At 32.0% G+C, this 23,917-nt stretch carries 19 protein-coding genes; 12 read left to right on the top strand and 7 right to left on the bottom strand.

Going from position 1 to position 23,917, the window contains the following annotated elements:
• Positions 1 to 127 precede the first annotated feature (127 nt).
• Positions 128 to 1,522 carry an MFS transporter gene (locus tag AC2D8I_RS08450; RefSeq protein WP_484705562.1) on the top strand — a complete coding sequence of 465 codons (1,395 nt, stop codon included), beginning with the start codon at positions 128 to 130 and terminating at the stop codon, positions 1,520 to 1,522.
• 114 nt (positions 1,523 to 1,636) lie between these two features.
• Here AC2D8I_RS08450 and bglX read toward each other — a convergent pair whose 3' ends face one another.
• Positions 1,637 to 3,958 (bottom strand): beta-glucosidase BglX, encoded by a 2,322-nt coding sequence (gene bglX, locus AC2D8I_RS08445; protein ID WP_484705561.1) that lies wholly within the window; start codon positions 3,956 to 3,958, stop codon positions 1,637 to 1,639.
• 230 nt (positions 3,959 to 4,188) lie between these two features.
• Complete coding sequence (locus AC2D8I_RS08440) at positions 4,189 to 5,061, bottom strand: AraC family transcriptional regulator (protein WP_484705560.1); 873 nt, start codon at positions 5,059 to 5,061, stop codon at positions 4,189 to 4,191.
• Positions 5,062 to 5,269: 208 nt separating this feature from the next.
• Between AC2D8I_RS08440 and AC2D8I_RS08435 the strand changes: the two genes are divergently transcribed.
• Both AC2D8I_RS08435 and AC2D8I_RS08430 read left to right on the top strand, forming a co-directional pair.
• Positions 5,270 to 8,299, top strand: a complete 3,030-nt coding sequence (locus AC2D8I_RS08435) for a SusC/RagA family TonB-linked outer membrane protein (protein WP_484705559.1) — start codon at positions 5,270 to 5,272, stop codon at positions 8,297 to 8,299.
• Positions 8,300 to 8,316: 17 nt separating this feature from the next.
• Positions 8,317 to 9,858 (top strand): RagB/SusD family nutrient uptake outer membrane protein, encoded by a 1,542-nt coding sequence (locus tag AC2D8I_RS08430; RefSeq protein WP_484705558.1) that lies wholly within the window; start codon positions 8,317 to 8,319, stop codon positions 9,856 to 9,858.
• Between the two features lie 453 nt (positions 9,859 to 10,311).
• Here AC2D8I_RS08430 and AC2D8I_RS08425 read toward each other — a convergent pair whose 3' ends face one another.
• Positions 10,312 to 10,908, bottom strand: a complete 597-nt coding sequence (locus AC2D8I_RS08425; RefSeq protein WP_484705557.1) for a YdeI/OmpD-associated family protein — start codon at positions 10,906 to 10,908, stop codon at positions 10,312 to 10,314.
• A gap of 205 nt (positions 10,909 to 11,113) precedes the next feature.
• Positions 11,114 to 11,935, bottom strand: a complete 822-nt coding sequence (kdsA, locus tag AC2D8I_RS08420) for a 3-deoxy-8-phosphooctulonate synthase (protein WP_484705556.1) — start codon at positions 11,933 to 11,935, stop codon at positions 11,114 to 11,116.
• Positions 11,936 to 12,253: 318 nt separating this feature from the next.
• On the opposite strand from kdsA, the gene typA reads away from it, so the two are divergent.
• From typA to AC2D8I_RS08385, 7 genes are all read left to right on the top strand, one after another.
• Entirely contained in the window at positions 12,254 to 14,053 is a 1,800-nt protein-coding gene (gene typA / locus AC2D8I_RS08415; RefSeq protein ID WP_484705555.1) for a translational GTPase TypA, read from the top strand.
• A gap of 147 nt (positions 14,054 to 14,200) precedes the next feature.
• Positions 14,201 to 14,437 (top strand): uroporphyrinogen decarboxylase, encoded by a 237-nt coding sequence (locus tag AC2D8I_RS08410; RefSeq protein WP_484705554.1) that lies wholly within the window; start codon positions 14,201 to 14,203, stop codon positions 14,435 to 14,437.
• A gap of 151 nt (positions 14,438 to 14,588) precedes the next feature.
• The gene (locus AC2D8I_RS08405; RefSeq protein ID WP_484705553.1) at positions 14,589 to 15,470 is read left to right on the top strand and encodes a hypothetical protein; all 882 of its coding nucleotides are present in this window, start codon (positions 14,589 to 14,591) and stop codon (positions 15,468 to 15,470) included.
• A 222-nt stretch (positions 15,471 to 15,692) separates the two neighbouring features.
• A complete protein-coding gene (locus AC2D8I_RS08400) occupies positions 15,693 to 16,565 on the top strand; it encodes a GNAT family N-acetyltransferase (protein ID WP_484705552.1) in 873 nt (290 codons plus the stop codon).
• On the top strand, positions 16,562 to 17,671 hold the full coding sequence (locus tag AC2D8I_RS08395; RefSeq protein ID WP_484705551.1) for a DegT/DnrJ/EryC1/StrS family aminotransferase: 1,110 nt from the start codon (positions 16,562 to 16,564) through the stop codon (positions 17,669 to 17,671). The genes AC2D8I_RS08400 and AC2D8I_RS08395 overlap by 4 nt, the downstream gene beginning before the upstream one ends.
• Entirely contained in the window at positions 17,672 to 18,979 is a 1,308-nt protein-coding gene (locus AC2D8I_RS08390; RefSeq protein ID WP_484705550.1) for an O-antigen translocase, read from the top strand. It abuts the gene before it with no gap.
• Complete coding sequence (locus AC2D8I_RS08385; RefSeq protein WP_484705549.1) at positions 18,969 to 19,538, top strand: acyltransferase; 570 nt, start codon at positions 18,969 to 18,971, stop codon at positions 19,536 to 19,538. The genes AC2D8I_RS08390 and AC2D8I_RS08385 overlap by 11 nt, the downstream gene beginning before the upstream one ends.
• Here the strand turns inward: AC2D8I_RS08385 and AC2D8I_RS08380 are convergent.
• Positions 19,522 to 20,673, bottom strand: coding sequence for a glycosyltransferase (locus AC2D8I_RS08380; protein WP_484705548.1), 1,152 nt, complete (start codon positions 20,671 to 20,673; stop codon positions 19,522 to 19,524). The two genes, AC2D8I_RS08385 and AC2D8I_RS08380, sit on opposite strands and share 17 nt — an antisense overlap.
• 35 nt (positions 20,674 to 20,708) lie before the next feature.
• Here AC2D8I_RS08380 and AC2D8I_RS08375 point away from each other — a divergent pair, with 35 nt between their 5' ends.
• Positions 20,709 to 21,569 (top strand): hypothetical protein, encoded by an 861-nt coding sequence (locus tag AC2D8I_RS08375; protein WP_484705547.1) that lies wholly within the window; start codon positions 20,709 to 20,711, stop codon positions 21,567 to 21,569.
• Positions 21,551 to 21,970 carry a sugar 3,4-ketoisomerase gene (locus AC2D8I_RS08370; protein WP_484705546.1) on the top strand — a complete coding sequence of 140 codons (420 nt, stop codon included), beginning with the start codon at positions 21,551 to 21,553 and terminating at the stop codon, positions 21,968 to 21,970. Before AC2D8I_RS08375 ends, AC2D8I_RS08370 begins: the two co-directional genes overlap by 19 nt.
• Before the next feature lies 1 nt (position 21,971).
• On the opposite strand, the gene AC2D8I_RS08365 is transcribed toward AC2D8I_RS08370, so the two are convergent.
• Together AC2D8I_RS08365 and AC2D8I_RS08360 are read right to left on the bottom strand one after the other, a co-directional pair.
• Entirely contained in the window at positions 21,972 to 22,868 is an 897-nt protein-coding gene (locus tag AC2D8I_RS08365) for a glycosyltransferase family 2 protein (RefSeq protein WP_484705545.1), read from the bottom strand.
• Between the two features lie 276 nt (positions 22,869 to 23,144).
• Positions 23,145 to 23,828 (bottom strand): cell division ATP-binding protein FtsE, encoded by a 684-nt coding sequence (locus AC2D8I_RS08360; RefSeq protein WP_484705544.1) that lies wholly within the window; start codon positions 23,826 to 23,828, stop codon positions 23,145 to 23,147.
• Positions 23,829 to 23,917: the final 89 nt, after the last annotated feature.

Genomic DNA, 23,917 nt, shown 5'->3' with positions numbered 1-23,917 from the left:
CCCAAAACGTATAGAATGTGGGCGTGAGTTTTGAAAGATTATTGGTAAATTTCTTGAAAACTAAAAAACAAGCAATACTTAATAGTTGTAACCTAACAAAACGTAACTCTTAAAAATATAAGTAACTATGTCAAGAATTAATTCATTAACGTTTAAAGAAAAAATAGGTTATGCTTTGGGAGATACTGCTGCCAACATCGCTTGGCGTACAATCGGACCATTTTTACCTATTTTTTATACAGACGTTTTTGGCTTAGGGACCTCTGCTGTAGCTTTATTGATTCTGGTGGTAAGATTAGGGGATGGGATTACAGATATAATAATGGGGGTAATAGCAGATAGAACTCGAACCCAATGGGGGAAGTTTAGGCCTTGGTTATTATGGACGGCGTTGCCTTTTGGGGTGGCTTTGATCCTTCAATTTACAACTCCAAACTTAAGTTTATCGGGGAAACTGATTTGGGCCTATGGAACATCAATATTTTATACCTTGGCATATACCGCCAATAATGTTCCTTATTCAGCTTTAATGGGAGTGATGACAGCAGATGTTAAGGAACGAACAGAACTGTCTTCATTTCGGTTTTTTGGCGCTTATTTAGGAGGAGTAATTGCAACAATAGGTGTTATTTCATTAGTGGATTTTTTGGGTAAAGGGGATCAGAACTTGGGGTATCAATATACAATGTATGTTTTAGCTTTTATTTTGGCCTCTTTTTCAATCATTACATTTATAACAACAAGAGAGCGCGTTTCAGAATTAGAAGTTGAAACGACAAATGTTAAAGACGATTTTAAAGATTTAGCGAAAAATAGAGCTTGGTTTATTCTATTGTTTTTGGGCTTTGTATTTGTCACTTATAATATTATAAAAGGGAGTTCTGTTATGTATTACTTTACGCATTACGTAAAGAGTAATCATCATTTTTTTAGAAATTTATCAGGATGGGGAGGTGCTAATGGTCTTGCAGGGTTGTATTTATTGGCGCTCTTGTTAATCTCTATGATTTCTACCCTTTTTGCGCCTTATTTAACAAAATTAATGGGTAAGGTAAGGCTGTTTATATTTGCTATAATCTTTTCTGCAGTTACTGTATCATTAATCTATTTTTTAGAGGACACAAATGTTGGTGGAGTTTTTATCTTAGGGATGCTTTCGGAATTTGGAGCGGGTTTAATGCCGGTATTGTTTTTTGCAATGCTCGGTGATGTTGCAGATTATTCCGAATATACGAATGGGAGACGCGCAACGGGTTTAATTTTTTCTGCTGGAACATTTGCAATGAAATTTGGTAGTGGCGTTGCGGGCGCTATTACATTGTTGGTATTAAATATTTATAATTATGATGGACAAGCTTTAATTAAAACAGAAGAAATGCTCCATGGCATAAAATTGAATATGAGCATCATTCCAGCTGTTTTTATAATGTTGGGAGTGCTTATTTTGTTTTTTTACCCTTTAAATACACAGAAAATGGAAATCATTCAGGGTACATTAAAAAAAAGAAGGAAAGCGAAATAGGAAAATAGAACAGCGTTTCTTTAGTTTGTCGATGCTTTGTAATAAGGTGCTATTGCGTTATTTAAAGTTTTGCGTTACACTTTATTTTTTCAGATTATTCATAATTATAGATGTTTATTTTAAAGAAAAACTACTTTCTAGTGTCGTTTCCGAGCTTCCACCTACAAATACTTTATAGTCTCCTGGTTCAACAAGATACAGACCATCATTATTGTAAAACCCTAAACTACTATTATCTAGTGTGATTGAGACGGTTTTCGTTTCCCCTGCCTTTAATGCGATCAATTCAAACCCTTTTAATTCCTTTACAGGACGCGTTAAGCTTCCTACAAGATCCCTAATATAGAGTTGTGCAACTTCCTTGCCATTTACATTACCTGTATTGGAAACATCGAATGAAACAATAATTTTAGTTCCTATAGGAACTGAAGATTGACTTAATCTTAAGTTGCTATACTCAAAAGAGGTGTAACTTAAGCCATAGCCAAAAGGGTATAAGGGGGTATTATCCACATCAGAATAATGAGACCAGAAAACCATTGTTGGATCTGCCAAAGGAACAGGTCGTCCTGTACTTTTATAATTATAATAAATAGGGGTTTGCCCTACGTTTCTTGGAAAAGTCATAGGTAATTTTCCACTCGGGTTGTAATCACCATAGAGTACTTGCGCAACAGCATTACCTGTTTGCGTGCCTAATTGCCATGCTTCTACAATAGCGGGAATATGCTTATCTGCCCATGTAATTGCTAGGGGTCTCCCGTTGTTTAATACTAGAACAACATTTTTATTTGCTTGGTATACTTTTTCTAATAACTCTTGTTGTACACCAGGTAGTTGTAGGTTTGTTCGACTTCTACCTTCTCCGCTTTGAAAACCATGTTCTCCTAATACAATAACAACTACATCGGCTTGTTTTGCTGCTGTTATAGCCTCGCTAAATTGGCTTTTATCAGTTGTATTTATAGTTAGTTCGTTTACAAAATCGGTTTTTCCAATAGTTAAATCTGCTCCTTTTTTGTACACAAGTGTATTGCCTTTATAACGTTGCATACCTTCCAATACCGAAACTGCAGTATTGTCTTCCGCTCCTAAGCGCCAACTCCCCAAAGGGCTATTTTTATCGGAAGCTAATGCACCTATTAGCGCAATTTTTTGACCTTCTTTTTTTAGAGGAAGTATCTTATTTTTATTTTTTAATAAAACAATCGATTTTTTAGCCATATCCAAAACGATATCATGATTTTTTTTGCTTCCTATTTCTTGTTTCTCTCTAGATTCATTACAATATTTATAAGGGTCATCAAATAGACCTAATTCAAATTTAACACGTAAAATACGTTTTACAGCATCATCTATAAGTGACTCTTTAACAGTATCCTCTTTTACGAGTTTAACTAATTCTTGAATATAAGCATAGGATTCCATGTCCATATCGGAACCGGCCTCTACACCTATGCGGGTTGCTTCTCTTTTGTCTTTTACGAGACCCCAAGTTACCATTTCACTTATAGAAGCCCAGTCTGAAACAACAAACCCTTTCCAATTCCATTCGCCTTTTAAAAGATCGCGTTGTAAATAATGGTTTCCTGTAGCGGGGATCCCATTAATTTCATTAAAAGCATTCATAAAGGTTTTAACATTAGCCTTTGCAGCAGCTTTAAAAGGCGGTAATATTAAATTGTGTAATGTGGCTCCACTTATGTCTACAGTATTATAATCTTTTCCGGCCTCTCCAAAGCCATAAGCAGCAAAATGTTTAGCGCAAGCGGCAATGGTGTTAGGGAGCGATAAGTCTTGTCCTTGAAAGCCTTTAATACGAGCTTCTGCAATCTTGCTTCCTAGAAAAGGATCTTCTCCTCCACCTTCCATAACGCGTCCCCATTTGGCATCCTGAGAGATGTCAATCATAGGAGCGAAGGTCCAGTTAATCCCTGCAGCAGAAGCTTCTTTGGCAGCCATAGTGGCCGAGTTTTTTATAGCTTCTAAATCCCAGCTAGCACTTTCGGCTAAAGGGATTGGGCTTAGAGTTTTGTAACCATGAATAACGTCAAAGCCTATAATTAATGGGATGCCTAAACGCGATTCTTCGACGGCGATTTTTTGAACAGCTCTTACAGCTTTAACCCCTCTAACATTAAGCATAGAGCCTACCCATCCATTTTTTAGGTGATTGTATTTTTTTTTAGCATTGCCTTCTGTAGGTGTTGGGCCTGTAATATCCCAAAACCCATTGTATTGATTCATTTGCCCAACCTTTTCTTCTATAGTCATTCGTTTTAATAATGAATCTACTTTCGCTTCAATGATGGCATCGGAATTAGTCTTTGAAGTGGTTACTTGGTTGTCTTTTTTACACCTCATAAAGGTTAAAATTATTAATGCTAAAATAATGAACTTGGAAAATGTATTATTTTGCTTGTAGTTAATTTTCATAATGAATTTAAAATCTACAGTAATCAGACTTGATACAAATTAATTACCGATCTGTTTATATAGTGTATAAAATTACAGCAAAGAATAGCTTGTTATTGATCCTAAATAGTCAAATGATGGTATTATTTATAATATTTGAAGTGTTTAAAAAGGGGGGGGCTTAGGAGGAAAATTAAAAAAAACATTTTTAAGGGAAAAAGAAAAATGTAAAAGGAAAAAGAACGAATTATTTATAAGACTCTTTTTATACCTATAAATTCACGTTTAAATTCAGTAGGGGTACAATTGTTTATTTTTTTAAAGATTCTATTGAAGTTTGCAATGTTGTTAAATCCACATTTAAAACTAATTTCTCCAACGCTTAAATCTTCTTCGAGTAATAAGCGTTTAGCATGGCTTATTCTAGTGCTATTTACATAGTTAATAAAGGTTTTTCCTGTACGGTTTTTAATAAACCTATTAAATGAAACGGGACTCATATTTATAAGTTCAGATATTTCATTAAGAGTAATTTTGTTTTGAAAGTTTTTCTGAATATAGTCATATACGATTTTTATTTTAGAACTGTTTTCAAAATCTTTCATTTGAGAAAATGAGGTGGATAGCATTTTCTGATTCTTTGAATTAGCCAGGTCATATAGAATAGATATAAACTCTAAATAATAATCAATACCTACAGTTTTAGACAGGTTATTCAATCTAGGGGCTATGTCAATAATTGTTTTTTTTGAGAATAAAATACCATGAGTAGATCTAATAAACATGTCTTTAATAGGTTTAAAAACTTTTCGAGCAAGTAGTTTATCATCTAATAAATCGTTGTTTATGTGTATTGTTATTTCATGTATTTTTTTGTTTGTACACTTGTGAAGTTCCCAAACATGAGGTAGGTTTGGGCCTACTAAAACAAGTTCTATATCACCAATTTCATCAATATGGTCTCCTATTATTCTTCTAACTCCTTTTCCATTTTTAATAAAGTTTAATTCATATTCAGGGTGAAAATGGATCGGAAAATCAAAATCATCTTTAACTCTTTCATAAACCAAAAAACTATCTTTAGGGGTTAATTGTGTTATTTCTCTATGTATGTCTTCTAGCATATTTTACAAGGGGTTTATTAAATTTATGTTAAAAACATATTAATATTTGATAGAATTCTATTAGCTATCTGGCTATAACAAAGCTAGATTTGTATGTAACAAAAAGGAGTATTTCAATACTACTCTCATATAGATATTATTTTGTCATCCCCTAAAATAATAAATCAAATTCAATATATAAAATGTAATTATTAACGAATTCCAAACTATGAAAAATAACTTTTTTAGAAATGCACTAGCCTTAGGGATGTTAATGTTAGCTTTAGGAGTTTATTCTCAAGATATTTCAGGGACAATTTCTGATGAAAATGGCCCTTTACCAGGAGCTAATATCATCGTTAAAGGAACGAAAAATGGTACAATTTCTAATTTTGAAGGGAATTATACATTAAACGAAGTCGTTCCCAATGCAATTTTGATAATTACTTATCTTGGATACCTACCTCAAGAGGTTCGTGTTACTGGACAACCTAACATAAATATAACATTGCTAAAAGATAATTCTAAGTTGGATGAAGTCGTTATTATTGGTTATGGAACAAAGAAAAAAGCGTTAGTAACTGGAGCTATTTCAAGTGTTAAAGCAGCCGATATTCAAACACAGTCTAACCAAAGAGTAGAGCAAGTATTACAAGGTCGCGTGTCTGGTGTAAATATAATATCATCGTCAGGCGCTCCTGGAGCATCAGCTCAAGTCAGAATCCGAGGGTTAGGAACAAATGGAGATAATGCAAGCCCTTTGTATATTGTAGACGGATTAAAAGTATCGAGCATAGAAAATATAGCACCAAGCGATATCGCGAGCATAGAGGTACTTAAAGATGCTGCTTCTGCTGCTATTTATGGTACAGAAGGCGCAAATGGTGTTATTCTATTAACTACAAAGCAAGGGCGTAAAGGCGAAACATTAGTTAGTTATAATACGCAAATGGGAACTCAATTTGTGAAAACAGAAATGGAGTTGATGAATGCCGATCAGTTTGTACAATATATGCAAGAAGCAGGACAAACCGATGTTGTTGCTAATGGGGTAGACACTAATTGGTTAGACGAGGTTTTTGAAACTGCTTTTTTTCAAAGGCATGATTTAACAATTTCTGGAGCTTCAGAAAAAACAAGTTTTTTGTTTTCTACGTCATTACTAGATCAAGATGGAATAGTTGGTAAAGCAAACTCTTCGTTTAAACGTTATTCTTTTAGGTCTAATTTAAAAACGGAGGCTAAAGATTGGTTAGAAGTTGGAGTGAACGCAGCATATACCAATGTAATTAGTAGGGGGATTCCTCAAAATGATGATACCCGAGGGGTTATACAAAATACATTAATCATTGACCCATTAACACCTGTAACCTACAATAATAATTCAGAAATACCACAATCTGTTTTGGATAATGCTACGGATTTTAATGTGCCTTTGTTAACAAATGATAACGGTGCAGTATATGGGTACCCAACGTATTCCACAGGAGAAGTTTTAAATCCAGTAGCTTATGCTAATGAAATTGCGAATAGTAAGCAAGATGATGGGACGTTACTCTTATCTACTTATGCTAAAGTACGATTAATGGAAGGGATCTCTTTTACAACGCGATTTGGATTAGAACGCGGGAATTTCTTCAATAAAAAAGAGAACACTGTATTATATTATGTTAGTTCTGAGGCTAGTAATACAGTCGCAAATATTACTGAAGGAATTACGAGAAGCACGAAATGGCTGTGGGAGAATTTTGTTAATTACGAAAAGCAAATAGGAAAACACAAATTTAATATTTTATTAGGATATTCGGCAGAGCAAACAAGGGTTCCCTTTTTTAATTTATCAGGAACTAATGACGGAATTTATTCAGATCCATACCTTTCATTTCTTACGTCATCTGCAAAAGGAAATATCTTTAAGGATAACTTAACATCGGGATTTGGGCGTTTATCTTATGATTATAAAGAAAAATATTTGGTAGAAGGTTCATTGCGGTACGATACCTCAGATAAGTTTCCAGAGTCTAATAAAAGTGCTTGGTTTCCTGCGATATCGACTGGATGGGTTATTTCAAAAGAGGCGTTTTGGAATGCTAATTCAAAAATAAACTTTTTAAAAATTAGAGGGAGTTGGGGGCAAAATGGAAGTAAAAACAACTTAATCGGCAATGCGGATATTATAGATTTGTTAACCAATTCACCAGGATATCAAGGATTGCCATTGGAATATGAAGGCGATGCAGGAATTTTATTTGGTAATATTCCAAATAATAATTTGGTATGGGAAACTTCAGAGCAATTAGATTTTGGAATAGAAACTCATGCTTTAAGGAATCGTTTAAGCTTAAGTGTAGGGTATTATATAAAGGATACTAAAGACTTGCTAATTACAGATGGGAGTTTAATTACGCCGTTATCAGCGGGAGGAGATATTCAAGAATTTAATGGAGGGAGTATAAGAAATAAAGGATTAGAAGTAGAATTGGGTTGGTATAATACTACAGATTCAGGATTTAGGTATGGTATAAATTTAAATATGTCAACCTTAGATAATGAAGTGACAGAAATTGCAAAAGTAGGAGGCGATGGGTTCTTACAAGGTGCTGGAGCACCTCAAAATCAAGATGGAATTACTAGATTCGAAGAAGGTAAGCCCATTTGGTATTTTTACGGTTACCAAACTGCTGGTATAGATTCGCACACAGGAGCGCTTATTAAAGTAGACCAGAATAATGATGGAGTATTCAATAATGAGGACAAAACAGAAATAGGTACGCCTCACCCAAGTTTACTATATGGAGGAAATGTTAGTTTAGGATACAAGAATTTTGATTTCGCAGTTCAATTTCAAGGGACATATGGAAACGATATTATAGCAACTTACCACCAGCCTTCTAGGCCAATAACCAATAAGCCTATCCATTTTTTTAATGATAGATGGACACAACCTGGTGATAATGCTTCATTTCCATCGGCAGAGAATGTCATCCAAGCTTATGAGACCGATTTGGTTGTAGAAGATGGATCGTATACGAGAGTAAAGCAAATACAATTAGGATATACGTTACCAGAAGGTTTTGCAAATAGTGTTTATTTAAAAAAAATGAGGTGTTATGTGTCATTAGATAATTATTTTACATTTACTAAGTATAAAGGATTGGATCCAGAAACAGGTAGTTTTAGAGCCAATGCTATAGGGGTTGATAGCGGTTACTACCCTGTTCCCGCAACGGCCTTATTTGGGGTGTCTGTTGATTTTTAATCAAAAAAAAGAAAATTATGAAAAAAATAATTTTAAGCGTATTAACTTGTCTGTCATTATTATGGTTAAATTCTTGTGAAGATGATTTTGTCGAAAATCCTAAGATAGGATCCATAAACTCAGAGACTTTTTTTGATAGTCCAGAGAATGCAGAATTTGCCATTGTTGGTCTGTACGATTTATTACAATTTACTTATGGTCAAGATTGGCATAGTGCTTTTTTTGTAAAGTTACTACCAGGGGACGATGCAAATGCGGGAGGAGGAAACTCTGGAGATCAGCAACAGTTGCAGGATATAGATGATTATACAGCTGTGTCTACAGCTAACCCTTCAATCGCAAATGTATGGGGGAATTTTTATAAAACAATTGCTTTGGCTAATTTAATAATAGAAAAGGTTGAAGCAGGAAACTTAGTAAATAAAGAAATTCTTTTAGCTGAAGCTAAATTTTTTAGAGCTTGGTCTTATTTTGAATTAACAACAATGTTTGGCGATATTCCATTGCGAAAGAAACTGCCTGTAAATGAAAGTGAAATTCCCCTTAAAAAGTCCTCAAGAGCAGATATATATGCTTTTATAGAAGCCGATTTGTTGGCAGCAATAGCAGCATTACCAGATAAGGGAGCTGTACCAGTTCAATATAGAGTGTCAAAAGGAGCAGCACAAGCTTTAATGGGAAAAATGCTAGTGTTTGATGAAAGGTATCAAGAGGCCATTCCGTTTTTTGTCGCTGTAATAAGTAACCCAGCATTCGGTTTGGAGACAGATGTTAATACTGTTTGGTCGCAAAGTACAGATTATGGGAAGCAATCTTTGTTTGAGATTGGCTATGTTTCTACAGAAGGCTACGACTGGGGAGGAGCTAATTTAGAATGGGGAGGTCGTGTAGAAAGTAATTTACATATTCAATTAATGGGACCTAGAGGTGATGGTATTTTTGAAAATATAGGCGCCATAGGATTATCTAATGGTTGGGGATTTAATTTACCAACAAGTAAATTAATTAATGCCTTTAATAATGTAGGGGATACAGATCGTAAAGCGGCAAGTTTAATAGAGGAAGCAGATTTTATTGCCGCCGGTGTAGCGGTTAATCCTCCTGCAGGTGGGATTTGGGATTATGAAGGAGCTATTAGAACGAAATACGCTACTCGCCCTGAAGATACCTCTACAGGAGGAGTGGGGGAACTTAATTATACTACAAACTGGCGTCTGTTTCGTTATGCAGAAGTATTATTATTAGCCGCAGAGGCATACAATAAGGTAGGACAAGATGCGGCAGCAAGAGCAGAACTTAATAAGGTAAAGCTAAGAGCTGGTTTGCCTCCAGATGAGACGTCATCAGGAATGGCATTGTTTGATGCTATTGTAAATGAAAAATTCTTGGAACTTTCTTCTGAAGGACAACGTTTTTGGGATTTAGTAAGATGGGGCTTAGCTTCAACTGAATTGTCAGGGACAGGTTATACTTCTAAGAATAACTTATTCCCTATTCCTATTAACGAGATTAATCTTAATGATGCTTTAACTCCAGCAGATCAAAATCCAGGGTATTAAAAAAGAATAATAGGTTTTGTTTTATTTGAATCTATTTAGTCCAAACAGCGTACAAGAGTATGCTGTTTTTTTTTAACTGTAGTAATTCAGTAGATTATTGAGTTGTAAGGGCGGCGTCTAGAATGCGCTAAGTCCTTTAATTTATTTAAAGCTGAAAATAAATATAAATCATACTCAATTATTAAAAAAAATAATTAAGCTTTTGCTATTCTCTAAAAAGCTATTAATTATCACTTTTATGCTTTTGTTATTTTAAGTAATTAGAAGATATAGTTTGTTAGAAAGTACGTAAATCTGCACCCATTTATAAAATACTATAGCGTACAAGTGAATACAAAATATATTTAAAAAAACAAGACCTTATATCACTTCAAGTTATGTCGATTTTACTGTTTTATACAATGAAATCAAAAGAAATTTAAGTTACGATTACGGTCCGTTAAGCGCTTTTTATTATTTTTTGTATTTATCATGCAATCCCTTATTTTGTAGTATCATAGGTTTTATTTTATCCAATCTGGAGTGTTTAGTAGCATCTCGTTTAGCGCTAACGATATGTTCACAGTATTCACGTTGTTTAGATGGACTTAACCCTTCGAAAGCATTTTTATAATTTTCGTCTGCGTCTAAAGCCGTTTGGAGTTCTTGTGGAATGATGGTTTCCTTTTTACTTCTATCTGGCTTTATTTCTTTACCTAATTTTTGGTTTTCTATGGCCTCTTTAATATAGGCGAGAACAAGGTTTTTGTTGACCTCTTTTATAGAGTTAAAACGCATTTGTCTTAAAGCTTTGGTTTTGTTTTCTTGAGCATTTACTAAGAGATTATAGTCATCTTTTAGAAATACACCATTAAAAAACCAGATACCAAAATGCTTTTTGAAGGCACCAATACCAACTACATTTTTACCATTTAATGTGTAAACAGGAGCATTCCATTTTAAGGTTTCCTTGAGTTCTGTAGTGTTTATAATGCTTCGTAAAAGGATTAATGCCTCTTCAAAATGCATATTCATTTCTATGTATTCGTCGATTGAATGTACTTTTTTCATATGCTTTTTGTATTTAGAAATGAGAAGGTTTTACTGTTGTTGATGCGATGTATTTTAATACGATTTATCAAGTCCTAATCTTAATAAAGAAAAGCGGTGTTCCTAATAATTAAGGAAATTAATACTACTACAAAATATGAAAATAAAAAATCCTAACATAATTGTTAGGACTTTTTAAAGGATCTATTATGTTTTTCTGTTTCTTTTAGTAAAGGTTATTTATAGTTTTCCTAATAGCAACCAGATTGGTTAATAGGGGTTCTAAATTATCTAAATGCAGCATATTTGCACCGTCACTTTTTGCATTTGCAGGATCAAAATGTGTTTCTATAAATAGGCCGTCCACATTATTTACGATACCAGCACGAGCTATTGTTTCAATCATATCTGGTCTTCCTCCAGTAACACCAATGTTTTGATTCGGTTGCTGTAAAGAATGCGTAACATCTAAAACGGTTGGCGCATAGGCTCTCATTGTAGGGATGCCACGAAAATCTACGATCATATCTTGGTAACCAAACATCGTCCCTCGGTCTGTAATCCAAGCTTTATCACTCCCCGAATCCTTTACTTTTTGCACCGCATGTTTCATTGCTTCCGGACTCATAAACTGCCCTTTTTTAAGGTTTACCACTTTTCCTGTTTTGGCTGCAGCAACGACTAAGTCTGTTTGGCGTACTAAAAAAGCAGGAATTTGTAATACATCTACATATTGGGCAGCGAAAGCAGCATCACTAGCTTCATGAATGTCTGTTACTGTAGGAACATCAAATTTTTCTGAAACTTTAGCTAATATTTCTAGCGCTTTTTCATCCCCGATACCAGTAAAACTATCTATACGACTGCGATTGGCTTTTTTAAAACTCCCTTTAAAAACATAAGGGATTTCTAATTTGTTTGTGATTTCAACAACCCGCTCTGCAATTTTAAAAGCCATGGCTTCGCTTTCAATTGCGCAAGGCCCACATAAAAGGAAAAAATTATTGGCGTTTGTATGTTTTATTTTAGGAATATCTTGAAGCTTCATTTTCGAGTGTATTTCAAATTAAAAGCAAAGATACTATTAATGCTGAATTTATTTCTGTTTCTTTTTAAATAGAAATTTAAATAAAAAAAGGGCTTATTTTTAAAAGTATAGGGTTGTTTTAAATACGGATTAGTATTTAAACGAAAGCGTAAGGAATTAAAAAAGAATAATATTTTTGCTCATATAAAGAGACTTGTTGTTAGGCGATTAGCCCGTAAATGCGTTAAAGAACTTAATCGGAGCTCAAAAAATAGATAAAAAACTATAAATACATAAAAAATGAGTACCTTTGCACGCTTAAAATAAGGCACTAAGATTATGGCTAATATTAAAAACATCGCAATTATTGCGCACGTAGATCACGGGAAAACAACTTTGGTAGATAAAATTATGTATCACTGCCAATTGTTTCGTGAGAATGAAAACACTGGAGATTTAATTCTAGATAATAATGATTTAGAGCGTGAACGTGGTATTACCATTACGTCTAAAAATGTTTCTGTAATATATAAAGATACTAAAATAAATATTATAGATACCCCTGGTCACGCCGATTTTGGAGGTGAAGTAGAGCGTGTATTAAATATGGCAGATGGTGTTTTATTGTTGGTAGATGCTTTCGAAGGCCCTATGCCACAAACACGTTTTGTACTGCAAAAAGCGATAGATTTAGGTCTTAAACCTTGTGTAGTTGTAAATAAAGTTGATAAAGAAAACTGTACGCCAGAAGAAGTACATGAAAAAGTATTCGATTTAATGTTCGAATTAGGCGCCGAAGAATGGCAGTTGGATTTTCCTACCGTATATGGTTCGGCAAAAAACAATTGGATGAGTGACGATTGGCAAAACGAAACGGAGAATATAGAACCATTATTAGATATGGTTATCGAGCACATTCCTGAGCCTAAAATCCCAGAAGGAAATACACAAATGTTAATTACTTCGTTAGATTTCTCTTCATTTACTGGACGTATAGCCATAGGGCGTTTAACACGTGGTGAACTAAAAGTAGGACAAAATATTTCTTTAGTAAAAAGAGACGGTTCTATTGTAAAAAGTAAAATTAAAGAACTTCATATTTTTGAAGGTTTAGGCCGTAAAAAAGTAGAAGAAGTACAAACAGGAGATATTTGTGCTATTGTAGGTCTAGAAGGATTTGAGATAGGAGATACTGTTGCAGATTTTGAAGCGCCTGAAGGCTTAAAAACAATTGCTATCGATGAGCCAACAATGAGCATGTTATTTACTATTAACGATTCGCCTTTCTTTGGTAAAGACGGAAAGTTTGTAACCTCTCGTCATATTAAAGATCGTTTAACTAAAGAATTAGAGAAAAACTTAGCATTACGAGTAGAGGAGACAGGAAGTGCAGATAAGTTTATGGTTTTTGGACGTGGTGTATTACACTTATCTGTTTTAATCGAAACAATGCGTCGTGAAGGTTATGAGTTGCAAATTGGACAGCCACAAGTAATTATTAAAGAAATTGATGGTGTAAAATGTGAGCCAGTAGAAGAAATGACAATCGATTTACCAGAAAGTGTTTCTGGAAAAGCGATTGAAATGGTGACACTTCGTAAAGGAGAAATGTTGTCTATGGAAGCTAAAGGTGAGCGTATGGTTTGTGAGTTTATAGTGCCTTCTCGTGGTATTATTGGGTTGCGTAACCAGTTATTAACAGCAACAGCAGGAGAAGCTATTATGGCACACCGTTTTAAAGAGTATCAACCTTTAAAAGGAGGTATTCCAGAGCGTCAAAATGGATCTTTAGTATCTATGGAAAAAGGAACAGCTATCCCATATTCTATAGATAAATTACAAGATAGAGGGAAGTTTTTTGTAGATCCAGGAGAAGATATTTACGAAGGTCAAGTGATTGGAGAAAATTCTCGTGGTGATGACATGACGGTCAATATTACAAAAACAAAAAAACTAAGTAACGTACGTTCTTCTGGAGCAGATGATAAGGCAAAAATAGTTCCTGCTATTAAGTTCTCTTTAGAAGAAGCATTAGAATACATACAAAAAGATGAATATGTAGAAGTTACACCAAATTTCTTAAGATTACGTAAAGTGTTTTTAACAGAAGTTGAGCGTAAAAGAAATAAAAGCATCTAGAAATTTATAGATTAACTATATTTTTAAAGAGGAATTCTATTTTAGAATTCCTCTTTTTTATGACTAATAATATTAGATTTAAGTTCAGATTAAATAGTGAATATGCTTAATTTGACTTAATTAAAGGACTATATAAAGATTAAAATTATGGAATTATTTGGAATTACAGGAACTGAATATATTGGTTATTTAGCGTCGTTAATGGTTTTGTTGTCTTTTACAATGAAAAATGTAAAAAAACTACGTTTGGTAAATATGACAGGCTGTATTTTGTTTATTGTCTATGGCTTTTTAATGCCTACATTAAGAGTTGGACTCCCTATCATTATTGCTAATGCTGCGATATTACTTGTAAATGCTTATTATTTATTTTTTAAGAAGTAGAAGCTTAGGGCCTTTATTCTAAAAAATAAAAGTGAATATTGACTAGCTATGACTGATTGAAGTCTTAAAATTAAAGCAAAAGATAATTAATCGTTTTAATATCTATATATTGCATATTACTTAGATAATTTTAATATATATAAATAAAGTCATGAAGAATCTTTCTATTATCCTGTTGTTGTTTTCGTATACAATTTCATCACAAAATATAATTCCACTTGAAGAAGGGAATGTAGGTATTGGAACAACTGATCCTTCTACAGAATTAGAAGTTGTAGGGACTGTAAAAGGAACACAAGCAGTGTTTACAAATAATGTAGATGGAGAACATCCGCTACAGTTGGGAGAGTTTTTGGAGAATGATGGTGTTCATAACATGAGGTTTTATGTTAATAGTAATAATGCAGATAATGAGGCAAATCTTTTAGAAGGATGGCTTGATAAAAATGGAAACCGAAGACTGATACACCTTTTTAGAGGAAGAGGAGCGTATATTGGGTATTATGATTCTGATGGTAGAGAATTTTTTAAATTAGATCATTCTAACTCAGAAGCCCATAAAGTTTTTATGCAATTACCAAAGCCAGATTCTAGAATAGTTATAGGAGGCTATGCAGATTATATGCCTGAGCATAAGTTTCTAGTGAAAGATGGTAGCGCTTTGATTGAAGGAAATATTTTAACAAATAGTAATATTGGTATTGGAACGAGTTCATTTACTGATGAAGGTGAATCTTACAGGTTGTCTATTTCTGGAAAAATGAGAGCACATGAAGTAAAAGTTTATACAGATTGGGCTGATTTTGTTTTTGAAAAAAAGTATAAATTACCAACTTTAGAAGCCGTTGAAAAATTTATAAATAAAAATGGCCATTTAAAAGATATTCCAACAGCTAAAGAAGTTGAAGAACAAGGTATAGAAATAGGTAATATGAATAAGCTATTACTTCAAAAAATAGAAGAACTTACTTTGTATGTTATAGATTTAAAGAAAGAAATCGATATTTTAAAAACTAAAGTAAAAGAGAATTAGTGGTTTTTTGAGAGTATTTGTATAAACTTATAGAAAAAGTGCATTTGAAGTATTATTCTCAGAGGAAAGGTCATAATAATATGTTACTTTCATACCATTAAATTAATAAAATAGATAATACTTATTTTTTTAGTCAAAAAATATAGTCCAGATTATAAGCAGCTTTGGGATGATTTTATTTCTGAAGCCAAGAATGCTACATTTTTATTTAAGCGTGATTTTATGGAATACCATAAGCAGCGTTTTACGGATTATTCCTTGTTGGTCTTTAAAATAAATAAACTCATAGCTGTTATTCCAGCGAATAGAGAAGGGCGTATTTTGTATTCTCATCAAGGCTTAACCTATGGCGGGCTAATTTCTAAAGGCACTTTAAAACTGAATGATACTATAGCTGCCTTTAAAAAGGTGTTACAGTTTTTGGAATCGAGAGATATAGTCACATTTAATATAAAATTAATTCCTTCAATTTATACGGTTATCCCAAGTGACGAATTACAATATTTATCATTTTTACTACATGGAGAATTGTATAGAAGAGATGTGTTGGCAGTTGTTAATAATAGTATTAGGCTAAGCATTTCAAAAGATAGAAAAGAAGGTGGAAAGCGAGGTGTTAAAAACAAACTTATAGTAAAAGAAGAGTCTGATTTTAATGCATTTTGGAATACGATACTAATCCCAAATCTTTCTAAAAGATATAAAGTAAAGCCAGTACATAGCTTGGAAGAAATCAGTAGGCTTAAAAAAAAATTCCCTAAAAATATCAGGCAGTTTAATGTTTATAAAGGAAATGAACTTGTTGCTGGAACAACTATTTTTGAAACAAAATATGTTGCGCATTCTCAGTATATTTCAGGAAATGAAGACAATAATGCTTTAGGATCCTTAGATTTTTTACATTTACATCTCTTGGACACTGTGTTTGCTTCCAAACCTTATTTTGATTTTGGAATATCAAATGAAAATAACGGGAAGAATGTAAACAAAGGGCTTCAGTATTGGAAAGACGGTTTTGGAGCAAGAACAATAACACAAGATTTTTATAGTTTAAAAACGAGTAAGCACCTCCTTTTGGATACAATATTGTTATGATAAAATTTTTAGACTTAAAAAAGATTAATGCACGTTTTGAAGATGAATTTCACGATGAATTCAAACAATTTTTAAAATCAGGACATTATATTTTAGGACAATCGTTATCTAATTTTGAAATCCAGTTTGCTAAGTACTGTGGGACTAGACATTGTGTAGGTGTTAGTAATGGATTAGATGCTTTAACGCTTATCTTTAAGGGGTATATGGGGCTGGGAATCTTAGAAAGAGGAGACGCTGTAATAGTGCCAGCAAATACTTATATAGCGACCATTCTTTCAATAGTTAAAGTGGGGTTGATCCCTGTTTTTGTTGAGCCGAATTTAAGGACTTTTAATATCGAAGCAACAGAAATCAAAAAGTGTATTTCAACTAAAATAAAAGCAATTTTAATTGTTCATTTATATGGTCAGTTATGTGATATGGAACCTATTAATAGTTTGGCTAAAGAAAATAATATGCTGGTAATTGAGGATGCTGCTCAGGCGCATGGTGCTATTCAAACAAGAGGAAATAAGAAAAGGAGATCAGGGAATTTAGCAGATGCAGCAGCTTTTAGTTTCTATCCGAGTAAGAATTTAGGTGCTTTGGGAGATGCTGGTGCTGTCACGACCAATAATTGCAAATTAGCCGAAGTTATATGTAAGCTTCGTAATTATGGTGCCTCAAGTAAGTATATTAATGAATTGGTTGGGAACAACAACAGACTAGATGAAATTCAAGCTTCTTTTCTAAGTGTTAAACTGAAGTCTTTAGATAGAGATAATGAATTAAGACGGAGAATAGCAAAACGATACTTGTCAGAAATAAAGAACAAAAAAATTAAGCTTCCATTTTATAATCATTCACTGAATCATGTCTTTCATTTATTTGTTGTATTAGTTGAAGATAGAGATGTATTTATTGAATATTTAAAAAATAATGGAATAGAATCTTTAATTCATTATCCTATAGCACCGCATCAACAAAGGGCATTAGAGAGCTTTAAATCTTTAAAATTACCAATCACAGAAGTAATTCATAGGACTTGTGTTAGTATTCCTATTAGTCCAGTTTTATCTGAAAAAGAAGTTTCAGAGATTATAGCAGTTATTAATGTTTATTAATTGAATAGAATAAGAAATTATATAAATAATAATGTTTTAGTTAAGATTGCTTCTCTTAACTCTATTTCCATATTTATAAAAATTATAACAGGGTTTTTAACGTCTAAAGTTATAGCAGTTTTTATTGGTCCAGAAGGTATAGCAATAGTAGGGAATTTAAGGAATTTTGTAAGTTCTATACAAACATTTTCTATTCTTGGTATATATAATGGAGCTGTAAAGTATATAGCAGAAAATAAAGAGGATAAATCAGAACTTAGTATCATACTTTCGACTGTATGTTTTATAAGTTTTAGCACTACTTTAATTATAAGTATTTGTTGTTTTTTTCTTTCAAAGCATATCAATACATGGATTTTTGGTAATTATAATTACGAATATATTATTGAGATTTTTGCATTAATATTACCCGTATATGCTTTTAACATACTCATCATTTCATTGCTAAATGGTTTATCAAGGTTTAAAATTTTAATTGTATTAAATATTTTTGGGCAAATTATCAATGCGGTAATTGCAATTTTATTAATTTGGAAAAAACAGATTGATGGTGCTTTAATGGCTGTTACTCTTTCTGAGCTAATTTTGTTCTTCATTAATTTAATTGTTCTTTTTTACCTAAAAAAATATAAATTACGAATTAGTAAGAATAATTTTAGTTTTAATCTAGTGAAACGGTTAGGGGCTTATTCTGGAATGGCTTTGTTTTCTGCTACGATTATACCTTTTGTTATTATTAGTATAAGAACATATATTGCTAATGAACTAAGTTTGAATGAGGCAGGTATTTGGGAGGCAATGAATCGCATTTCTAAATATTATCTTATGTTTATAAATTCATTAATGGGATTGTATATTTTGCCTAAATTTTCTGAAATAGATAGTGTTAAGAGTTTTAGAATAGAAGTTTTTAATTTTTACAAAACAATTCTACCAGTTTTTGGTTTGATATTAGTTGTTATTTATTTATTAAGAGATATTATAGTAAGAATAGTATTTACTAGCGACTTTATGTTAGTTTCAGATTTGTTTTTGTGGCAAATATTAGGGGATTTTATTAAAGTACTTTCTATGGTTGTTTCATATCAGTTTTTAGCAAAGAAGATGTTCTGGCATTATATTATTACCGAAGGCACTTCCTTTTTGATTTTATATTTATTAAGCATTCATTTTTTAAATGTTTATGGCCTTAAAGGTGCAAATATGGCGTATTTTATAACTATGATAATTCATTATGTCATAATATTGTTGATATTTCGAAATTCTCTTTTTAAAGTATTACCTAAAGTACACGATTATGATAATTAGACATTTGTTTTCAAAAACATTTTTTAGATTAAGAAAATTAATTTATTCTTCTTGTTCAAATAATAAAAACATTAAAGGTGCTTTTAAAATGTATATCCCTACTGTTTTTAGAGGGCGAGGACAAATAATTTGTGGGAGAAATGTAAGTTTAGGTGTAATTAACTCGCCTTTTTTTTACAATAGTTATACATATATAGAAGCAAGAAATAAAGAGGCTGTTATCATTTTTGGAAATAATATAAATATCAATAATTCTTTTTCAGTTATAGCAGAAAAGAAAGTATTAATAAAAAACAATGTGTTAATTGGGTATAATTGTAGTATTTATGATAGTAATTTTCATAATCTAAGTATAAATAAAAGATCAGAATCAGATTTAGACCCAAAAGCGATTGTAATTAATGATAATGTGTTTATAGGTAATAATGTGACTATATTAAAAGGAGTAGAAATTGGAGAGAATTCTATTATAGCAGCAGGGGCTATCGTAACAAAAAGTTTTCCGAAAAACGTTGTAATAGGAGGCAATCCTGCAAAAATTATTAACTATCTAGATTAATTTTCCACATTTCAAGGTACTTTCTAGATTGATCAATATAATGATGTTCTTTCTCAATAAATGCACGCGCTTGTCTTGATATGTCTAATATTTTACTTGGATTTAAAATAAGATCTTCTATCTTTTCTACTAGATAATTAACATCTGGTAGCGCATTAATAGCCACGGTGTCTGCTTTTAAATTATAATATTTTAGCCATTCTTTCTCAGCTCCTGTAAAAACGACTTTTCCTTTAGCCATCGCTTCTAAAGCATTATAACCTTGATCATAACTATATACTTGGTCCATTAATATGTGGGCTTCATCATAAATCTTAATGTACTCCTTATAAGGTAAATTTTCAGTTGTTTTTATTATAACTTTGCTAGGATGTCTTTTCTTAATAATGGTTAAGGCTTGTTCAAAAAAAACAGTTCCTTTTTTAATTTTTGAATGTGTATTAATACCATGGAAGATGATTATTTTATCACTTATTTTAGGTTTTTTGTACTTGTTTTTTTTTATATTAATAGGGTTTGGAATGCAGCCTAAATAATTTGTTTCATTTAGCATTGGGATATGGTAATCTATATCAGAAGCAATGACCCCAACAGATTGTTCTTTTATAAACTGGTGTAGTTTTTTATAAGGCTCTGTCGTATATTTTAAAGAGAAAACAAATTTAGCTTTTAAGGACTTATCCTTTAAATAAGGGGTTAATATAGAATAGCGCTCTAGATTAGATAAATAGTGTTTTATAGTAGTGTAATCATCTCCACACGATAATAGGAACAGCTTTCTATTTTGAGTAATAAGTTTTTGTAGTAATCTTATTTGAGTCTTTGGTTTTATAAATAAAGCATCTTCATTTATTAATTGAACAACATCATAATTTTTTAAAAAAGGAAGTTTTTTTTTAAATCTAAAAGCATTTTCAATTTTTATAAAATCAGTATTAAAAAATCGAATACATAAACTGTTTATTTTATTAAGTATAAAAGAGGCTTTAATTTTAGAATTTATATTAATATCAGTTTTAAATTTTTTCATACCGTCTCCAGTACTAATAATTGTGACGTTATGGTTAAGAGTAGTTAATCCCTCTTTAAGAGAGCTGTGCAGCCTGCTATATTCGCCAACTAATAAGATCCTCATTTATATTTTATATATTTGATTCAAAGATAATTTTAATGAGTATTGCTACCAAAAATAAATTGAGATTAGAAATTCTTTTGTCTACAATGAATAGAAGCTCGTTGGATTTTTTAAGTACACTTTTTCCAGAGGCTAGCTTTTTGAATTATGATATACTAATAATAAATCAAACGACTCATAATTGCCTTTTACATTCAGAATACTCCAATATCCGTGTTATTAATTCTTTTGAAAAAGGGCTCACTAAAAGTCGGAATTTGGCTTTAAATAATACTCAGGCGGATATTTGTTTAATAGCAGATGATGATGTGAAATATTTGCCAGGCTTTGAAAAAATAATAGAAGATAGCTTTTACGCTAATACAGAAGCCGATGTTATTACTTTTAAAATGAGGGATTTGGAAGGGCGAGATTTTAAAAATTATACTAATAAAGGATGGCATAGTATGGACTCTTTAAAACACGTTAATTCTGTTGTAATCGCATTTAAAAGACAATCTATAGAAGCAAAAAAAATACAATTTAATCTTCTTTTTGGTTTAGGAGCAGTCTTTGAAACAGCAGATGAATATATTTTTTTAAGAGATTGTCATAAGGCAGGTTTAAAATTATGGTTAGAATCAGAATATCTTTTAGCCCATGATTATAATAGTTCTGGAAGAGCATCCGGTACAGATAGATTGGTGTTTTCAAGAGCTGCATTATATTATAAATATTCTGGGTTTTTAGGCTACTTGAAATTATGTAAATATTTGTATTTAATTTATAAAGATAATTATATTGCAGTTAATGAGATTTATAAAAAATTTAAAGTCGGTTTAAAAGGTATTTCAACGTATCGAAGATTAAAAAAACAAAATCACAGTAGTGTAAAGCTATGGAAGAAACTAGAATAAATAAAGCCTCAATAATTGAGGTTCCTAAAATAATAGATAAAGAAGGGCGAGGAAATTTGTCAGTTATTGAAAAAAGTATTTTACCTTATAAGGTAGAACGTGTGTATTATTTATATGATGTCCCAAGTGATGCTAGTAGAGGAGGGCATTCTCATAAAGCGTGTCAAGAATTTCTATTGCCTTTAAGCGGAAGCTTTGATGTTATTTTAAAGGATGGTAAAAACACTAAAACAGTAACTTTGAATAAGCCCAATAAAGGCCTTTTAATAGTGCCAGGGATTTGGCGTGAATTAGAAAATTTTTCATCAGGAGCTGTGTGCTTAGTTTTGGCATCAAATGTATATGAAGAAAGTGATTATATTCGTGAGTTCGACGATTTTATATCACAGAAAAAAATATAGTTTAGTTAATTAATGGCCTTCTTGAAACATAGCACATATACAAAATTTTGTAGAACTGTAAGACTCTTATAGAAGGAGAAATTCCCGTTAGATTAGTTTTCATTATAGCCCCCAGTAGCTTGTATAAGCCACTAAAAATAGATGTTAGACGATAATATTTTAGAATAGAAAATAAATTAAGCAAATCATTATCGTGCGTCGTGATAGCTTTAGTATTGTAGAGTTTAACTAAAGTCTCTGTAGCTTGCTCTTTCTTTCTAAGATACTTAATACTCTTTTCTATCCCTAAATGGTAAACTTCATTGTCTGTATGTAAAATAGGAATTTGTTGAAACTTTAGTAAGGCTCCAAAGAAATTATCGTAACCATAACCGGAGCCATTCATTTTAGAATTGATCGTTTCAAAAACGGTTTTTTTAATAAGATAATTTGCTGAGATAATAACCTTATAAGGTTTTTTATTTCTTCTAAATGCGGTGAGCTGTTCCTTGGTTTTACCATATTTCCAACGTAAAAGATAATCTTTTTGAGGTTTTTCTTTACCATAGGCAAAACCACCAAAAATAACATCATAATTTAATTTCAATAGTTTTACATAATTGGAAATGAAATTATCTTTTTTGGGGATAACGTCAGCATCTAAAAATAAAAACCATTCAAATTTAGCTTTTTTAGCTAAAAATTGACGTGCCTTAACTCTTCCTAAATTATTTTTATTAATTAAAACTGTTGTATACGGTAAATTAATAGTCGAATTTATGTTTTGAGTGCTGCCATCTTCTAATATAATAATTTCGAAATCTATGTTGATGGCGTTAAGTTGCATATGCACATTTTGTACAAGCTCATTAACATCATAATTAAATGTAGGGATTAATACAGATAGCATAATTAACATTAAGATAGGCTTAAAAATACATTTTTTAAGTACTCCAACGTATTTATTACTAATTTTTTTTCAGATAAATTAAAAAATGCATAATTCTTAAATGCTCTTAGCATGCTATAAATACAATCAAGAAGTGGTTTTGGATTGTGATGCTTCGATTAGAATGTTAATTAGGGAAGTATTCAAAAAAGGGATTCGTAGGAACCCACATATTTATAAAAAAAACAGAATAAAAGAGCTTAAATGCTAGGGGAACGGGAGAGATAATAATTTATTGGTGTGGGACTAGCCTCTTCTTTGTACGACTTCAAAAACTTGGTTCTCATCGCACTTTAACGTTTTACTAGGGTATTTTAAGAGCAAGGCATAATCATGAGTCGCCATTAGAATTGTATTTCCGTTTTTATTTAGTTCCTGGAGGACTTCCATAACTTCTACACTCGTTTGGGGATCTAGGTTTCCTGTAGGTTCATCTGCTAAAATAAGCTCGGGTTTATTTAATAAAGCCCGTGCAATGGCAATACGTTGTTGTTCTCCTCCCGATAATTCATGCGTAAATTTATAACCCGTAGTTTTCATCCCAACCTTGTCCAATACTTCTTCAACTCTAGATTGCATTTTGGTTTTATCTTTCCAACCTGTGGCTTTTAGTACAAATAATAAGTTGTCATTTACAGTACGGTCTGTTAGGAGTTTAAAATCTTGAAAAACCACACCCAGCTTACGTCTTAAAAAAGGAATGTCTTTTTCTTTCAAGGTTTTTAAATCAAAATCTACAATATTACCATCGCCTTGTTTCAAAGGAAGGTCTGCATAAAGGGTTTTCATAAAACTACTTTTCCCAGAACCCGTTTTACCAATAAGATATACAAAATCCCCTTTGTTTACCTTAACATTTACTTCAGAAAGCACCAAATTATCCCCTTGAAAAATAGACGCGTTTTTAAACTCTAAAATAGTGTTGGACATAAGATTGATATTTAAATAGTACTTGAAAGTTTTCGTAAAAGTATCATTAAAAAGTAAAAGCACAAAAGACCTATGGCGGAAAGTTGGGA

This window comes from Lacinutrix sp. YIN62, from assembly GCF_057219185.1.
Note: the sequence above shows the minus strand (reverse complement) of the source record. Positions and strands in the feature narration are given on the sequence as shown.

Excerpts from the sequence above, each read along its gene's own strand:
- AC2D8I_RS08450 (WP_484705562.1), top strand. The coding sequence starts at position 128 with ATGTCAAGAATTAATTCATTAACGTTTAAAGAAAAAATAGGTTATGCT.
- bglX (WP_484705561.1), bottom strand. The coding sequence starts at position 3,958 with ATGAAAATTAACTACAAGCAAAATAATACATTTTCCAAGTTCATTATT.
- AC2D8I_RS08440 (WP_484705560.1), bottom strand. The coding sequence starts at position 5,061 with ATGCTAGAAGACATACATAGAGAAATAACACAATTAACCCCTAAAGAT.
- AC2D8I_RS08435 (WP_484705559.1), top strand. The coding sequence starts at position 5,270 with ATGAAAAATAACTTTTTTAGAAATGCACTAGCCTTAGGGATGTTAATG.
- AC2D8I_RS08430 (WP_484705558.1), top strand. The coding sequence starts at position 8,317 with ATGAAAAAAATAATTTTAAGCGTATTAACTTGTCTGTCATTATTATGG.
- AC2D8I_RS08425 (WP_484705557.1), bottom strand. The coding sequence starts at position 10,908 with ATGAAAAAAGTACATTCAATCGACGAATACATAGAAATGAATATGCAT.
- kdsA (WP_484705556.1), bottom strand. The coding sequence starts at position 11,935 with ATGAAGCTTCAAGATATTCCTAAAATAAAACATACAAACGCCAATAAT.
- typA (WP_484705555.1), top strand. The coding sequence starts at position 12,254 with ATGGCTAATATTAAAAACATCGCAATTATTGCGCACGTAGATCACGGG.
- AC2D8I_RS08410 (WP_484705554.1), top strand. The coding sequence starts at position 14,201 with ATGGAATTATTTGGAATTACAGGAACTGAATATATTGGTTATTTAGCG.
- AC2D8I_RS08405 (WP_484705553.1), top strand. The coding sequence starts at position 14,589 with ATGAAGAATCTTTCTATTATCCTGTTGTTGTTTTCGTATACAATTTCA.
- AC2D8I_RS08400 (WP_484705552.1), top strand. The coding sequence starts at position 15,693 with ATGGAATACCATAAGCAGCGTTTTACGGATTATTCCTTGTTGGTCTTT.
- AC2D8I_RS08395 (WP_484705551.1), top strand. The coding sequence starts at position 16,562 with ATGATAAAATTTTTAGACTTAAAAAAGATTAATGCACGTTTTGAAGAT.
- AC2D8I_RS08385 (WP_484705549.1), top strand. The coding sequence starts at position 18,969 with ATGATAATTAGACATTTGTTTTCAAAAACATTTTTTAGATTAAGAAAA.
- AC2D8I_RS08380 (WP_484705548.1), bottom strand. The coding sequence starts at position 20,673 with ATGAGGATCTTATTAGTTGGCGAATATAGCAGGCTGCACAGCTCTCTT.
- AC2D8I_RS08375 (WP_484705547.1), top strand. The coding sequence starts at position 20,709 with ATGAGTATTGCTACCAAAAATAAATTGAGATTAGAAATTCTTTTGTCT.
- AC2D8I_RS08370 (WP_484705546.1), top strand. The coding sequence starts at position 21,551 with ATGGAAGAAACTAGAATAAATAAAGCCTCAATAATTGAGGTTCCTAAA.
- AC2D8I_RS08365 (WP_484705545.1), bottom strand. The coding sequence starts at position 22,868 with ATGTTAATTATGCTATCTGTATTAATCCCTACATTTAATTATGATGTT.
- AC2D8I_RS08360 (WP_484705544.1), bottom strand. The coding sequence starts at position 23,828 with ATGTCCAACACTATTTTAGAGTTTAAAAACGCGTCTATTTTTCAAGGG.